The organism is Ruegeria sp. CDSC079, assembly GCF_059610505.1.
In genome coordinates, this window is record NZ_JBXWNT010000002.1 from 42,167 (window position 1) to 57,003 (window position 14,837).

Below are 14,837 nucleotides of genomic sequence, written 5' to 3' on the forward strand. Positions count from 1 at the left end.
CCAAAGGTCAAGCGGATTCGCCCGCCTTATGGTTCCAGATTGGGCTTTTGTGGTGAAAACCTGCGATCAGGAACCCGCTTGCCGTCCAATCTTGGGAATGCCTTTGACTTTGTTCTGGTGGGCCGAGATCCAATCCATGGTCTTTTCGAACGGCATGGGCTTGCCAATGCCAAAGCCTTGAACGTGGTCACAACCTAGCTGTGCCATCAACGCGTGCTCACCGGTGGTTTCAACACCCTCGGCGAGTGTTTCCACATTCAACCTTTCGGCCATAGTCAGAATTGCACTGACCAATTGTTGTTGCGATGCATCACTGTCCGCCTTGGCCACAAAAGTTCGGTCTATCTTGATCCGCGTCACATCAAACCGTTTGATCGAGGCGATCGAGGCATGTCCAGTGCCGAAATCATCCAGATCGATACAACAGCCAAGTGCTGCAAGGCTGGTCACGTTGCGGGTAATCACATCGTCCGGACGTCGCGAAAACACGGTTTCCAGAATTTCGACAGCCAGTCGGTCGGGCGTCAGGTCGTTTTGGTCCATTTCCCATTTCAATCGGTCCAGCAGAGCGGGGTCTCGTAGCTCGTCCGAAGAAAAGTTGATTCCGATTCGTGGGACGTGAATCCCGTTCCGGCCCCAGTCGCACATCGCGGAGAATGCATGATGCCGCATCGTCTGGCCAAGCCTCTCCATCAGCTCGGCCTGTTCGGCAAAAGGCAGAAATATCTGTGGGTTCAAGATGCCTTTTTGCGGGTGCTCCCAGCGGGCCAGGGCTTCAAACCCCGTAACCCGCCCTGTATCTGTGGAAACCTGAGGCTGAAACCAGGGGCGGATTTGTCCGTTGTCCAGCGCAGCCTCGAACTCTTTGCGAAGGTTGGCCCTGATATTGGATCTACGGCGGGTTTCGTTTGAAAAGGCGCGGATCGTTGAGGGCCCATTACGCTGAGCTTCGCATAGCGCAGCAGATGCGGCATCAATCCAATTTTCAAACCCGGATCCGCGAATTGCGGATTGCAGGCAAAAACCGATTGAACACGAGACATAGGCAGTGGTGCCGTTTAGGGTGATCGGCTCTTCAACGGCGGATTGGATGCGGCCCGACATCTGAATACAGGCTTCGAGATCGAGATGCTGTGACGGGCGCAGGCCGATGGCGATTCTGCACTCGTCTAATCGTGTCGCAATATCGCCGGTTCGAATGACCGAGAAGATGCGGTCACAAAATTGGCTGGACAGATGGGTCGCGGCCGCATTTCCGTGCAGGTCAACAAATTCTGTGAACCCGTCTAAGGCCATAATCATACAAGCCGATCCCATGTTATCGTGATCGGTACGGTCAAAGAAATTTTCAAGTTCGGCGGCAAACTTATCCGTTGGCGCGAGTCTTCCGTGATGGTGCAGTGGAGAGATGCGTGCAGTTTGCGTGCGTCTGACTGAGGCGAAGGCGACGATCAGCAACGGAAGGCTTAGTGCCACAACGACAAGCGCACGTTCTCCACCGATCCAGAAAGCCGCAAGCGAAATGGCGGGAGCAAAGGCCAGCACCGGCGGGCCACTCAGATATGTGGTGAGAGTATCGAGAAATTGATCAACGGAAACAGATTTCCTCATCGGTTCGTCTTCGCCTTTACCTTGAGCATCTTGCGCTCAGGTCAAACCGTAGAAAATCAGTCTGAGTCACTCGTTAACGCAGCTGTGGAATATCATCCGTTTTTTCAGTTTTTTCGCTCGAATTGATGGAAAGATTAACAAAATCAAACAATTTCGGGTCCAAAAGGTGCGAAGGGCGCGCATTGGTTAAGGCGCGGAACATCACTTGCCGCCGTCCGGGACTGTTTTTTTCCCACTGATCGAGAATCTGTTTGACCTGCTGGCGTTGTAACCCGTCCTGGCTGCCGCACAGGTCACAAGGGATGATCGGGTAGTTCATCGCATTGGCGAATTTCTCGCAATCCGCCTCGGCGACATGGGCAAGGGGGCGAAAGACGAACAGGTCGCCTTCTTCGTTCACCAGCTTTGGCGGCATCGTTGCTAGACGGCCGCCGTGGAACAGGTTCATGAAAAACGTCTCAAGGATGTCGTCACGGTGATGACCCAGCACCACGGCCGAGCAGCCCTCTTCCCGCGCGATGCGGTACAGGTTGCCCCGGCGCAGGCGCGAACATAGCGCGCAAAAGGTGCGGCCTTGGGGAACCTTGTCCATGACGACCGAGTAAGTGTCCTGATATTCGATGCGGTGCGGTACACCCATGCGTTCCAGAAACTCGGGTAGGACGGTAGCGGGAAAACCCGGCTGGCCCTGATCCAGATTGCAAGCCAGCAGATCGACCGGTAGTAGGCCGCGCCATCTCAGCTCGTACAGAACCGCTAGCAAGGTATAGCTGTCCTTACCGCCTGACAGGCAGACCAACCAGCGGGGTGGTTTGCCGTCTTTCTCATGCGCGGACGGGTCCACCATGCCATAGTGTTCGATGGCTTCGCGGGTGTGGCGCACGATGCGTTTGCGCAGCTTCTTGAACTCGGTGGTCGAAGGCGCGCCGGCAAACAGCGGATGGATATCGTCAGCTTCGTCAAACATGCGCTGGCCCTACAGCAGATGGCGTATCCGGGCAAGTGTGCGGGTCAGCCCAACCGCGCAAGCAGGGCACCAGTGTCCAGCCCGGACACCGAACCGGGGATGCGGCCATTGTTACCTGTCAGCCGAGACGCCACAAATCCATCAGCGACCGGCTCGGGCGCTTGGCGTATCAGTTGAGAGGCCGTCAGCAGCAAGGCAGTGCGCTCCGCAAACCAGCGCGCCTCGGCTTCGGGTGGGATATTGGTCCAGCGGGCGCGGTGGTCCCTCAGCGCCGCATCATAGTGGCGGTTCACTCCGGTTGCCGCCTCAAGCTCGGCCTGCAGGACCTGGGCGGCCAAGGGGTCGCGCGCCAGGGTGCGCAGGATATCCAGACAGATCACATTGCCCGAACCTTCCCAGATGCCGTTCAAAGGGGCTTCACGGTAGAGCAGGGGCAGGGGGGTGTCCTCGACATAGCCCATGCCGCCCAACACCTCCATGGCTTCGACCACGACGGCTGGACAGCGTTTGTTGTTGAGGAATTTGGCGAGTGCAACAGCGATGCGGGAAAGGGCTTTATCCTCGGGTGTATGACCGTCAAAAGCCTGCGCCACACGCATTCCCAGTGTCAGCGCCCCCTCCCAGTCCAGCACGAGATCGGCCAGAACGATGCGCATCAGGGGTTGGTCAATCAACCGGCGCTGAAAGGCGCTGCGATGGCTGACCCAGTAATGCGCTTCGCTGAGGGCCGCCCGCATCAGACCTGCCGGGGCCATTGCAGTGTCGAGCCGTGTGTGATGCACCATCTCCAGGATTGTGCGCACACCCGCGCCCTCATCTCCAAGCTGATAGGCCAGCGCATCATGGTATTCAATCTCGGCCGAGGCGTTGGACCGATTGCCCAGCTTGTTCTTCAGCCGCATCAGGTGGATTGCATTGCGTTCGCCGTCCAGCCAGCGGGGCACAAGGAAACAGGTCAGACCGCCGGGGGTCTGGGCAAGTGTCAGGAAACCGTCGGACATCGGGGCCGAGCAGAACCATTTATGCCCGCGCAACCGCCAGTGATCTCCGTCGCGTGTGGCCGTCGTGGTATTGGCGCGAATGTCCGAGCCGCCCTGTTTCTCAGTCATCGCCATACCCAGCGTGGCGCTTTTTTTGGAGGCGATAGGAGCGATAGAGGAATCGTGGTTCCATTCCGTCAATCTGGGAACCCAGATCGAGGCAATCTCTTCATTCGCCGCAAGTGCTGGAACGGCTGCGTAAGTCATCGTCAGCGGGCAGCAATGTCCGGGTTCGACCTGACTGGCAAGGTAGACCATGGCGGCGTGGGTTGCGTGACCATTCGGTAGATCAGACCAGGCAACGGCTGCGTATCCGGATGATTGACTGAGTTGCATCAGGTGATGGTATGAATGAGTGAAACGCACTTCATCCAGGCGGCGTCCACCTTGGTCAAACAGAACAAGTTCTGGGGAGTGGAAATTGGCCTCGCGCGCCATGTCTCTCACTGCAGCACGCCCAAGGTCTGCACCATAGTTGCGAAGAATAGAGCTTCGCGCGCCTGCCACATTTTGCAGTACTGGGTCAGAGGCCCAAAGGTCTAAATCTGCTCGCACAGGCGGCTGATTCAGAACGTCATGCGTGGGTAGGGAATGGCGCGCGTCAGATGTCATCTGGCCCTCGAATTGAACAGCACAACTGTTCAGCGAAGGTGCGCTCCGGTCAAGTCCGACGACGGGTCAGGAGGGATCTTCACGGTCCGGAACCGGATCATACCCGTCACCACCCAAAGGGTGGCAGCGCCCAATCCGTCGCGCGGCCAGCCATGTGCCTTTGATGGCACCGTGTTTTTCCAGTGCCTCCAACGCATAGGCCGAGCATGTAGGCTGATAGCGGCAGTTGAACCCGACCCAAGGGCTGAACAGCAACCGGTACGCCCGAATGGGTAAGGCAAGGATATGCGAGAGCAATGTCATTTCCGCGCAGCATGGACTTTACGCAGAGCATAGCGCAAATCATCCAGCAGCGCCGCATAGGGGCGTCCGTCTGTGACATCGGCGCGACCGATCAGCACGTAATCCCAGCCGTCCTGCCCCTTCTCAGGCAGTACCGCGCGCGCAGCTTCGCGCAGGCGTCGCTTGGCCCGGTTGCGAGCCACGGCATTGCCGACCTTTTTGGAACAGGTGAAACCGACGCGAATCCCGTCCGCCTCGCCCTCGGCGCGTTTGCGCGCCTGCACCATCATTGATGATGTGCCCTGCCGACGCGCACGCGCGGCGTTCAGGAAATCGGATCGTTTCCTGAGGATGATCAATGTTTTGGATGCGCAAACGGACGCCGCCGGGGGCGTATCCCCGGGTTGGCAGTTACCATCCTCAGGGGCCTCCGGCGGCGTCATGTTCATAACCTGATCGGTGAGCGGTTTATGCGCTCAGCGACTTGCGGCCACGTGCGCGGCGCGAGTTCAGGATCTTGCGGCCGGCCTTGGTGGCCATGCGCGCGCGGAAACCGTGGCGGCGTTTGCGAACCAGGTTCGAAGGCTGATAGGTGCGTTTCATCGCTCCGTCTCCAATCTATTCGGTCGGGTGCAGCGCGGATTCGCCTGCCCGTGGTGTTCGAAGCCCGTCCTCTACTGCCAAGCGGGGGGTAAGTCAAACCCCTTGGTGGGGGTTTTGCCGCCTTTTGCAACAATTCTGTAATCCGGCGGGTCGAAAGATTTCAAAAACACGGATTTGCGGTCCGAAACCCTCACATTCGCTGTCGAAAAGATCAAGGCAACGTGAGGCCCCTGTTGCACAGAGGCGCGACATCGCATGTTGGGGCCAGAATGAAACGCATAAAACCGGACAACCCCATGAGCGATACAACTCAGGCCCCGCGCAGCGGGCTTGCGCGACATATTCCTTTGCTGGTGATTCTTTCCGTTGCCACCGTGGGGTTCTTTACCTTGGGTGATTACCTGACTTTCGAGACCCTGCGCGACAACCGAGAGGCCCTGTTGGGCTGGCGTGACGCCAATTACTGGGCAATGGCAGGCGCGTTCATTGCGATCTACATTGCCATCGTTGCGTTTTCGCTGCCTGGCGCTGCGGTGGCCTCGATGACCGGAGGGTTCCTGTTTGGCCTTTTCGCAGGCACGGTCTTCAACATTTTTGCAGCAACCATCGGCGCCTCGGTGATCTTTCTGGCGGCGCGCTGGGGGTTGGGGGCGTCCTTGACGGCGCGTCTTGAGGCCTCGGAAGGCACGATCAAAAAGCTGAAGGACGGCCTGCGCGAGAATGAGATCTCGGTCCTGTTCCTGCTGCGCCTTGTCCCGGTGGTTCCGTTCTTTGTGGCCAATCTGGTGCCGGCGCTGGTGGGGGTGAAGTTCCGCAACTTTCTGTTCACCACGGCGCTGGGCATCATTCCCGGCGGTATCGTCTATACTTGGATTGGCGTCGGGCTGGGCGGAGTGTTCGACCGGGGTGAGACGCCGGACGTCTCTCTGCTGTGGGAGCCCTTCGTTATCGGCCCGATTGTTGGCTTGTGCGTGCTGGCGGCTCTGCCCATTCTGATCAAAACGCTGCGCGGCCAAAAGGACAGCTGATCATGCAAGAACTGAAATCCGATATCCTGGTGATCGGGGCCGGGTCAGGTGGGCTGTCGGTCGCCGCGGGGGCGAGCCAGATGGGTGCGGATGTGATCCTGCTGGAAGGTCACAAGATGGGCGGGGATTGTCTGAATTTCGGCTGCGTCCCGTCCAAGGCACTGATTGCCAGCGGCAAGGCCGCCTATTGGCAGGCGCATGCCTCGGCGCTGGGTGTGGCGGATGTGGTGCCACAGGTGGATTACGCCGCCGCCAAAGATCACGTGCATGATGTGATTGCGCAGATCGAGCCGATGGACAGCCAAGAGCGGTTCGAAAGCTTTGGTGTCAAGGTGATCCGGGAATATGGCAGCTTTGTCTCTCCGACACAGGTTCAGGCGGGGGATCACCTGATCACCGCGCGGCGGGTTGTGATTGCAACAGGTTCATCCCCCTTGGTCCCGCCGATACCCGGTTTGGACAAGGTGCCGTATTATACCAACGAGACCGTCTTCGACTTGCGCGACAAGCCCGATCATCTGCTGATCATCGGCGGCGGCCCCATCGGTATGGAGATGGCGCAGGCGCATATTCGGCTCGGTTGCAAGGTCACAGTCATCGAAGGGCAAAAGGCGCTGGGCAAGGATGACCCCGAGGCGGCAGAGGTCGTGCTGGACAGTTTGCGCGCCGAGGGCGTTGCGATCCATGAACAGGCGATGGTGGCACAGATTCGCGGCTCCGATGGCGCGGTTGAAGTGGTGACCGAGAACGGCGAGATCTTCTCGGGCACGCATCTGCTGCTGGCTGCGGGGCGAAAGGCCAATACCGACCGCCTCAACCTTACCGCTGCCGGGATCGAGCCCATCCGAACCGGCATCAAGGTCGACGACACCCTGCGCACCACGAACCGCAGGGTCTATGCGATCGGAGATGTCGCGGGTGGGCTGCAATTCACTCATGTGGCGGGCTATCACGCGGGGATTATCATTCGTTCGGCGCTGTTTGGGCTGCCCTCCAAGGCGAAAACCGCACATATCCCCTGGGCGACCTACACCGACCCCGAGCTGGCGCAGGTTGGCCTGACCGAGGTGCAGGCGCGCGCCGAGCATGGCGATAAGATGGAAATTGCGCGGTTTGACTATCACCACAACGACCGCGCCATTTCCGAGCGTAAAACGAATGGTTTCATCAAGGTCATGGTCGTCAAAGGCCGTCCGGTGGGGGCCACAATCGTTGGTCATCAGGCGGGCGAACTGATCAACTTGTGGTCGCTGGCCTTGGCCAATAATCTGAAGATGGGGCAGGTCGCCGCGATGGTTTCGCCCTATCCGACGATTGGAGAGCTTAACAAACGGGTGGCGGGCGCTTATTTCTCTCCAAGGCTGTTTGAGAATCAAACGGTTAAACGCGTAGTCAGGTTCGTCCAGCGCTGGATGCCCTGACCTGGAAGGGAGAGCAATGTGAACTCGCTGTCAGGCCGATTTCTGATCCTGACGACGGTCTTCGTGATGTTGGCCGAGGTTCTGATTTTTGTCCCTTCGATTGCGCGATTCCGCGAAGATTTCCTGCTGAACCGGCTGGAGCGCGCTCAGATCGCCTCGCTCGCTTTGTTGGCCGATGATATGCTGGCCGAGGACCTTGAGGCTGAACTGCTGGCCAATGCGGGCGTCTATAACGTGGTTCTGCGGCGAGACGAGATGCGCCAGTTGATGCTGTCCTCTCCTATTCCAGGGCAGATCAGTAAGACCTATGACCTGCGTGACGCGCGACCATGGGTTTTGATCCGGGATGCTGTCGTGCGGTTGTTCACGCCGGAAAATGAAGTCATCCGTGTTATTGGCGAGCCTGTGAAAGGCGCAGGTCTGCTGATTGAGGTGACGACTGACAGCATGCCTTTGCGTATGGCGATGACGGATTATGGGTTACGCATTCTGGGCCTGTCATTCGTGATTTCGATCATCACGGCTTTTTTCCTGTTTCTTGCGGTTCGGGTGGTTCTGGTAAAGCCCATCAAAAGCGTTGTCGGATATATGCAGCGCTATGCCAGCGCCCCCGAAGATGCCCGTGGAATCATCTCACCGGATTCCAAAGTGACCGAGCTGCGCGAGGCCGAAGAGGCGCTGAAGCAGTTGCAAACCGAACTGACCCAGGCCCTGAAACAGCGCGAGCGTCTGGCGCAGCTGGGCGGGGCTGTGGCCAAGGTGAGCCACGATCTGCGCAACATCCTGACCTCGGCCCAGCTGTTTACCGACCGGATCGAATCCAGCGAAGACCCGTTGGTGCGTCGCATGGCCCCTAAGCTGGTGAACTCGATCACCCGAGCGGTAACCCTGTGCGAAAGCACATTGGCATTTGGCCGCGCTGAAGAACCTGCACCGTCGCTTACACGGGTTCCGCTCCGCACTGTGGCCGAGGATGTGGTTGCTAGCGAGAAACTTGCCGTTGCCGATGCCTGTGTCGAGATCATCAATGATGTGCCGGAAGAGTTGGTCGTACGAGCTGATCCTGAACAGATTTTCCGTGTCATGATGAATCTCGTTCGAAATGCCCGTCAGGCGCTGGTTGCATCAGGAAAGCCCGGTCGGATCACCCTGTCCGGGCAAGAGCAGGACGCCAACTGGTGTATTCAGATCAGCGACACAGGGCCGGGCCTGCCGGCCAAAGCGCGTGAAAATCTGTTCACACCCTTTCAGGGTGGCGTCCGCAAAGGCGGGTCGGGTCTGGGCTTGGCGATCTCACAGGAACTGTTGCGGGGCCATGGGGGTGACCTTGTTCTGACCGAGACAGGGTCAACAGGTACCACCTTTGAAATTCGCCTCCCGCGGGGCGATGGGGCTTTTTGAATTATTTTTACAGAATCGACTTGCACGTCCCGAATGCCGGGTCTACATAGCGCCTCACCAACGCGGACCGATAGCTCAGCTGGATAGAGTACTTGACTACGAATCAAGGGGTCGGGGGTTCGAATCCTCCTCGGTCCGCCACTGGTTTCCTGTTGAACGTCACACGAACCTGACCCAACTGTCATAGTTGGACCAGAAAAGCAGTGAATGTTCGACATCAGAAGGCGCCCCAAAGTTGGACATCAGTTGAATTTGATCTTTGCGTCATCAACTAACACGCCGCCTCCATCTCAGACTCCCGCAGACAGTTTGGTTTGATCTGACTTCCTTTTGGGAAAATCAGGGCTGATTTGCAGATCAGACGCCGAAGCCGCCTGTTCCTGCTGATCTGCCACGTGGCGAACGCGGATGGAGGCGAGGCAATGCTATTCAACAGGGGTGGTGCGGCCCGCAGGCGCAGCCGAGGACACGGTTTTGTCTAATAGGGTTGCCCGAGGGGGAATGCAGCGTCTTACCCCTGACGGCCAGAGGCGTTTGGCTAGTCCAAATCCCACTGGCCCCAAGACAAGTGCGACGGTGTGGGCTGCGCCGTAACTCTTTGCGCCAGAACACGTTGTTTTTCTAAAAAATGGGCGGGAAGCAGACGTTCGCCGCGTATTCGAATTTCAAAAACCACAACAGTCAAAGTGGCCACTCGCTTGTATCGCTTCTTTGGCAGCTGGGCACGTTCGAGAGACGACTGCTGCCAGGATCAGGTGCTTAGGATGTAGCAGTTTTTTGCGATAACGAAGCGTTTTGCGTGTGGGCTTTGTTTTTTTCGGTCTGGCGAAGGGTGTGTAAGGGAAAATCAAGCCCTTCTGATTAGGGGCGGCTTGCCATTTGGGATAGAGGGTGCTGCGGGAAAACTAGAAACTGAAAATGTCTTCAAGTTGTTTCCATATTTGCTCTGCATGATCTGGCTGAGATTCTGCCAAGCGGACTACCCTGATTGCCAGAAGCTGTGTGGGCAGCACATCGTCAATGCACACAAGCGCGCCCTCAGAAAGGTGGGTCGCCACTAGAGAGTGGGGCAACCACGCGATGCCGATTTCATTCAAGGCGTATTGTAGTATGGCCAACGTAAGTGCGGTTTCAGCTCTGGGTACTGCGGTTTTACCTTCAGGTAATCGCGGCGCAATCATCCTGGAATAGACCTGCCCGAGAAAGACTTCGGGCGGGTAGCTGATTGTAGGAATTACGTCTTCCGTCACTTGCGTGCGCACAGTGGGCGCACAGACCGGAATCAAAGTATCCATCCCGAGCGTTTTGGTTTCAAACGCGTTAGCGGGTTCTTGAATACTGTCATCGGGCACCGCATACATGATGGCAAAATCAACTTCTTTTGAAATCAGATGCATCAGGCACTCGTCTTGATTTCCTGAACGCACGCGAACCGAGATTTCGCCACCTTCAGTTAAAACACGAACAATTTCGGGCGAAATTGTCGTGGTGAGCGCGTGTTGGCAAACAAAAGACAGCGATTTGCCTGTCTGATCACTCGCTGTCTTTAAGGTGTGTCGAAGCCTATGCAGCCGGGTGCTGAGCTCACGTAATTCAAATTCCAGTTCCCGCACGCCTGGCATCAAAGAGACTGGCTTGCGGCGGCGATCAAACAGGGTTGCGCCGATGTTGTCTTCGATAAGCCGCACCCGCCGAGTAAACGCGGATTGCGTCAGCAATCGCTTTTCAGCGGCGCGGGCGAGAGAGCCGCTATCAAGCACGGCTAATATGTCATCGATCCACTCAAGACGCATGGCGGATCGATAGTGCAGTTCGTAACAACATGCAATTCCTGCAATTTATGTACCGAAGTTCGAATTAGGAATGCGCCTCAGCGCGTAGTAAGTTGACAAAAGCAAATATTAGGAACCACTACATGCACCTTGCCCGTTTTCCCCGCCTGCATCTTGCCCATCTTCCAACACCGCTTGAACCCATGACTCGATTGTCAAAGGAGCTGGGGGTCGAAATATGGATCAAACGCGATGATTGCACCGGTATGTCGACCGGTGGCAACAAGACGCGCAAGCTTGAATTCCTAATGGCTGAGGCCGAGGCGCAGGGCGCCGACATGGTGATGACCCAAGGGGCCACGCAAACCAACCACGGTCGGCAGACGGCTGCATTTGCCGCCAAGCTGGGGCTTGATTGTCACATCCTTTTGGAGGATCGCACCGGTTACCAAAATGGAAACTACAATACGAACGGCAACGTCCTGCTAGATCATTTGCATGGCGCAACCACCGAGAAGTTTCCCGGCGGCCACGACATGCCGGGTGAGATGGAAAAGGCAGCGGAAAAGAAGCGCGCTGAAGGGCACAATGTCTATGTCATCCCTGGCGGCGGATCGAACCCGACCGGCGCACTTGGCTATGTTAACGCGGCCTTTGAACTGTTGGCACAAGCAAATAACAGTGGTTTGCAAATTGACAGATTGGTGCATGCAACCGGTTCTTCAGGAACGCAGGCCGGGTTGGTGACTGGCATGTGTGCCATGAATGCGCAGGTGCCCGTGCTGGGCATCGGCACAAGGGCGCCTCAGCCCAAGCAAGAACAGATGGTTTTTGACCTCGCCTGCAAAACCGCTGAAAAACTGGGCTGCGCAGGTGTGGTCAAGCGCGAAGACGTGAAGGCCAATACTGACTATGTCGGCGAGGGCTATGGCCTGCCAACGACAAGTGGCATAGAGGCGATCCAGATGTTTGCAGAGCTCGAAGGCATCCTTCTCGATCCGTGCTATTCAGCCAAGGGCGCAGCCGGTCTGATTGATCTTGCCCGCAAGGGTGAGTTCAACGGCCAACGGATTGTGTTCCTGCACACTGGGGGTGCCGCAGCCCTTGGGGGGTATGATTTTGCCTTTGATCATCAAAACCGCTGGGTGACTGTCTGAACCATGACACTGTGCCCGGTTGGAATTCTTGGCGGTATGGGCCCCGAAGCGACTATCCTCCTCCAGCGCAAGCTGGTGGCGGCAGTACCCGCAACTGATGACCAAGACCACATACCTTTGTTGATCGACATGAACCCGCAGGTGCCATCGCGGGTTCGTCATCTGCTCGAGTGCGTCGGCGAGGATCCGGGGCCGACGCTTGCCGCTATGGCGCGACGGCTTGAAGATGCTGGAGCCTTAGCGCTGGCGATGCCGTGCAACACCGCCCATCACTATGCCAAGGCGATTACGGATTCCGTGGACATCCCCATGCTGAACTTGATCGAACTGGCAGCTGAATATGCAGCTCGGGCGCTTGGGTCAGGGGGATGTATCGGAATGCTTGCCTCGCCAGCCGTACAACGTACTTATCTATTCGAGACTGCGTTGCACAGGCGCGGGCTGTCGGTGGTTTGGCCCGCAGGTGATGAAAAGATGCTTGCAGCGATCCGGAAAATTAAGACGGACGGTCCGTGCGAAGAGGCGCGCGAAACACTAAGAGTTGCCTCGAAAGAACTTGTTGCCGCAGGGGCCGACCTGCAGCTTGTGGCTTGCTCAGAATTCTCGCTCATCGCTGATAGTGTTGCGGCCGAGGTCAATGCCATTGATACGATTGACCTGCTTGTCCAGGCGATTGTCGAATTTTCCCACGCAGGGCAAGTTTAGGCGATTGAATAAGTGCGCCACAGCGTTCGGAGGCAATCTGTAAGTCAACAGATACCTTTGTTCATAATTGGTCCCAAAGCTGTTGCGCTGTCTGATCAAAGGTCGCCGGATTGGCAAATGCGGAAATCGTCAAGGTGGCACACCACGCGTCATCGCCGATTGGCACCAGCAATCCCGCGTCCAGCTCTGGCGAAATCGCAGTTTCGGGCATCCAGGCAAAGCCGCTTCCGGTAATCAGGCGTCTCTTGATTGTCTCAACCAGACTATCAACATAAATCGTCTCGGCGTTCAGGGGTTTGCGGTCTATGGTATTTTCTACAACCATGCCTAAAAACGAAGAACGATCATATGCTAGATAGGGGATGGGTGGGCCATCCTGCTCTGCGAGACTCCAACACATGGCACGCGCTGAATCAGCTGTAGCCACTGGTACCAGACGATCCTTTAAAAGGTCTTTTCGCTCAAATGCGGTTTCATCAATCATCGGTGAAACCGAGTGGTGATTGTAACACAAGAGAATGTCCACTGCGCCCTCGACCAACAGGTCACAGCAGGTGCTTAGGGAATCGGACAATACTCGAGTGCGCAGATCGGGAATTTGCATCTGCAACTCTTCGATGCGACTTGCCAAAAAATTAACCGCGATCGTGTGGAGGACCGAAAACCGGATGAAACGGCTATCCCCACGATCGGCATCCCGCAGCGATTGACGGGATTCTGACAGTTGTGAGATCGCCGCTAAAGCGACCGGCAAGAATTGTTGACCTGCTTCTGTCAATTGAACAGGATAGGTGGCGCGATTGACCAGAGGCAGCCCGACCCAGCTCTCCAACGCTTTGATTCTACGACTGAATGCGGATTGTGTGATGTTGCGTTCATCGGAGGCTCGGGTGAAGTTCAGTGTCCGGGCGAGGCATTCAAAGTCGCGCAGCCAGTTCAAATCCAATGTGTGTACCTGCATTTCCAAGGAAGCATTGGTCGAGCATACTCAAAACTATGCATTGCGGGAATAGTTTGATGAAATGTTCGAATTGGCCCTCAGAAAACCTCATGCTCTAGACTTTAAGCTAGGGCCTGGCGGTTTGTCCCCCTTTTCCCCTTCCGTCCGAAGTCGCAGCCCGAGACGACTTTGTACGACACCGCCGAGCGATGGGAATGAGATTGACTAAAAAAACGACGCCAAAATACGGCGCAATTCAACAGAGGAGACTATCATGAGAAACAAGCTAAAGGCATTTGGTATGGCAGCGGCGGTAGGTATCTATGCGATGCCCGCATTCGCGGCGGAAGAGGTTAAAATCGGTGTGCCGTCTTGGACCGGGGCGCAGGCAATCGCTCATCTTCTGGGTGCCGTTGTTGAAACGCGCATCGGCGGGGCGGTTGAATATGTGCCCGGTAACAATGCAACCATCTTTCAAGCCATGGATCAGGGCAAAGGTGACATCGACGTGCATCCAGATGTGTGGCTGCCCAATCAGGAGAGCTTTACCAAGAAGTATGTCGACGAGGCCGGTACGGTAACATTGTCCTCGAACCCCTACGAAGGCAATCAGGGTTTTTGCGTCAGCAAGGACTTTGGTGAGGCCAACAATATCACCGACATAGCTGATCTGGGCCGCCCTGATGTCGCCGCCCTGATGGACAGCGATGGCAACGGCAAGGGTGAGATGTGGATTGGCGCCCCCGGCTGGGCTTCGGCCAATGTGAATGAGGTTAAAACGCGCGACTACGGTCTGCTTGATTTCATCGAGCCCGTGCGTGCAGAAGAAAGCGTGAAGACCGCGCGCATCAAAGACAGCATCGCCAAAGGCGAGGGCTATGCCTTCTATTGCTACAAGCCACACGCGGTCTGGTACATGTTCGACGTTCAAATGCTGAGCGAGCCGACGTTCGACCCGGCAAAATACGTGATGGTGCAGCCATCGGACGATCCGGATTGGTATAGCAAATCCAGTGTTGCCACCAAAGACGCCCTGAAGAACGTCCAGATCGCATGGTCCAATACGTTGCCAGACCGCTCACCTGCGATTGCTGATTTCTTCGCGAATTTCGCATTGACTGCAGATGATGTCAGCGGTTTCGCCTATGAGATCAGCGGCAAAGGTCGCGATCCGGCAGAGGTTGCCCGCGAATGGGTCGATGCGAACCCGGATCGCGTCGACGCTTGGCTGGGTCTCTGATCCCACTTCCAGAAACAGGGTGGCGGCATCTGCTGGCGCCACCCAAAAGCAGATCTCT

14 protein-coding genes and 1 tRNA gene are annotated in these 14,837 nt (G+C 56.8%); 7 read left to right on the forward strand and 8 right to left on the reverse strand.

Translation table 11 applies throughout. From position 1 onward, the window contains the following. Window positions 1-66: 66 nt before the first annotated feature. The 6 genes from AC2FIC_RS03520 to rpmH form a co-directional block, all read right to left on the reverse strand. Window positions 67-1,611, reverse strand: a complete 1,545-nt coding sequence (locus AC2FIC_RS03520) for a putative bifunctional diguanylate cyclase/phosphodiesterase (RefSeq protein ID WP_496691916.1) — start codon at window positions 1,609-1,611, stop codon at window positions 67-69. A gap of 73 nt (window positions 1,612-1,684) precedes the next feature. Continuing rightward, the gene (gene ttcA / locus AC2FIC_RS03525) at window positions 1,685-2,578 is read right to left on the reverse strand and encodes a tRNA 2-thiocytidine(32) synthetase TtcA (protein ID WP_496691917.1); all 894 of its coding nucleotides are present in this window, start codon (window positions 2,576-2,578) and stop codon (window positions 1,685-1,687) included. A gap of 44 nt (window positions 2,579-2,622) precedes the next feature. Next, a complete protein-coding gene (locus AC2FIC_RS03530) occupies window positions 2,623-4,230 on the reverse strand; it encodes an acyl-CoA dehydrogenase family protein (RefSeq protein ID WP_496691918.1) in 1,608 nt (535 codons plus the stop codon). Between the two features lie 66 nt (window positions 4,231-4,296). Further along, complete coding sequence (gene yidD, locus AC2FIC_RS03535; protein WP_281973741.1) at window positions 4,297-4,533, reverse strand: membrane protein insertion efficiency factor YidD; 237 nt, start codon at window positions 4,531-4,533, stop codon at window positions 4,297-4,299. After that, window positions 4,530-4,955 carry a ribonuclease P protein component gene (gene rnpA / locus AC2FIC_RS03540; RefSeq protein WP_496691919.1) on the reverse strand — a complete coding sequence of 142 codons (426 nt, stop codon included), beginning with the start codon at window positions 4,953-4,955 and terminating at the stop codon, window positions 4,530-4,532. The genes yidD and rnpA overlap by 4 nt, the downstream gene beginning before the upstream one ends. A 25-nt stretch (window positions 4,956-4,980) precedes the next feature. Continuing rightward, window positions 4,981-5,115, reverse strand: a complete 135-nt coding sequence (gene rpmH / locus AC2FIC_RS03545) for a 50S ribosomal protein L34 (RefSeq protein WP_005632162.1) — start codon at window positions 5,113-5,115, stop codon at window positions 4,981-4,983. A 296-nt stretch (window positions 5,116-5,411) separates the two neighbouring features. Here rpmH and AC2FIC_RS03550 point away from each other — a divergent pair, with 296 nt between their 5' ends. From AC2FIC_RS03550 to AC2FIC_RS03565, 4 genes are all read left to right on the forward strand, one after another. Then, window positions 5,412-6,143 (forward strand): TVP38/TMEM64 family protein, encoded by a 732-nt coding sequence (locus AC2FIC_RS03550; RefSeq protein ID WP_496691920.1) that lies wholly within the window; start codon window positions 5,412-5,414, stop codon window positions 6,141-6,143. 2 nt (window positions 6,144-6,145) lie between these two features. Continuing rightward, window positions 6,146-7,564, forward strand: coding sequence for a dihydrolipoyl dehydrogenase family protein (locus AC2FIC_RS03555; RefSeq protein WP_496691921.1), 1,419 nt, complete (start codon window positions 6,146-6,148; stop codon window positions 7,562-7,564). A gap of 18 nt (window positions 7,565-7,582) precedes the next feature. Beyond that, a complete protein-coding gene (locus tag AC2FIC_RS03560) occupies window positions 7,583-8,965 on the forward strand; it encodes an ATP-binding protein (RefSeq protein WP_496691922.1) in 1,383 nt (460 codons plus the stop codon). A gap of 64 nt (window positions 8,966-9,029) precedes the next feature. Next, window positions 9,030-9,106, forward strand: a tRNA-Arg gene (locus AC2FIC_RS03565). A gap of 764 nt (window positions 9,107-9,870) precedes the next feature. Here AC2FIC_RS03565 and AC2FIC_RS03570 read toward each other — a convergent pair. Next, the gene (locus tag AC2FIC_RS03570) at window positions 9,871-10,758 is read right to left on the reverse strand and encodes a LysR family transcriptional regulator (protein ID WP_496691936.1); all 888 of its coding nucleotides are present in this window, start codon (window positions 10,756-10,758) and stop codon (window positions 9,871-9,873) included. A gap of 122 nt (window positions 10,759-10,880) precedes the next feature. Here AC2FIC_RS03570 and cuyA point away from each other — a divergent pair, with 122 nt between their 5' ends. Further along, window positions 10,881-11,894, forward strand: coding sequence for a D-cysteate sulfo-lyase (gene cuyA / locus AC2FIC_RS03575; RefSeq protein WP_496691938.1), 1,014 nt, complete (start codon window positions 10,881-10,883; stop codon window positions 11,892-11,894). Window positions 11,895-11,897: 3 nt separating this feature from the next. Continuing rightward, window positions 11,898-12,599 (forward strand): cysteate racemase, encoded by a 702-nt coding sequence (cuyB, locus tag AC2FIC_RS03580; RefSeq protein WP_496691939.1) that lies wholly within the window; start codon window positions 11,898-11,900, stop codon window positions 12,597-12,599. 61 nt (window positions 12,600-12,660) lie between these two features. Here cuyB and AC2FIC_RS03585 read toward each other — a convergent pair whose 3' ends face one another. Continuing rightward, window positions 12,661-13,560 carry a LysR family transcriptional regulator gene (locus tag AC2FIC_RS03585; protein WP_496709004.1) on the reverse strand — a complete coding sequence of 300 codons (900 nt, stop codon included), beginning with the start codon at window positions 13,558-13,560 and terminating at the stop codon, window positions 12,661-12,663. Between the two features lie 253 nt (window positions 13,561-13,813). Between AC2FIC_RS03585 and AC2FIC_RS03590 the strand changes: the two genes are divergently transcribed. Further along, window positions 13,814-14,779, forward strand: a complete 966-nt coding sequence (locus tag AC2FIC_RS03590) for an ABC transporter substrate-binding protein (protein ID WP_496691941.1) — start codon at window positions 13,814-13,816, stop codon at window positions 14,777-14,779. Window positions 14,780-14,837 lie beyond the last annotated feature (58 nt).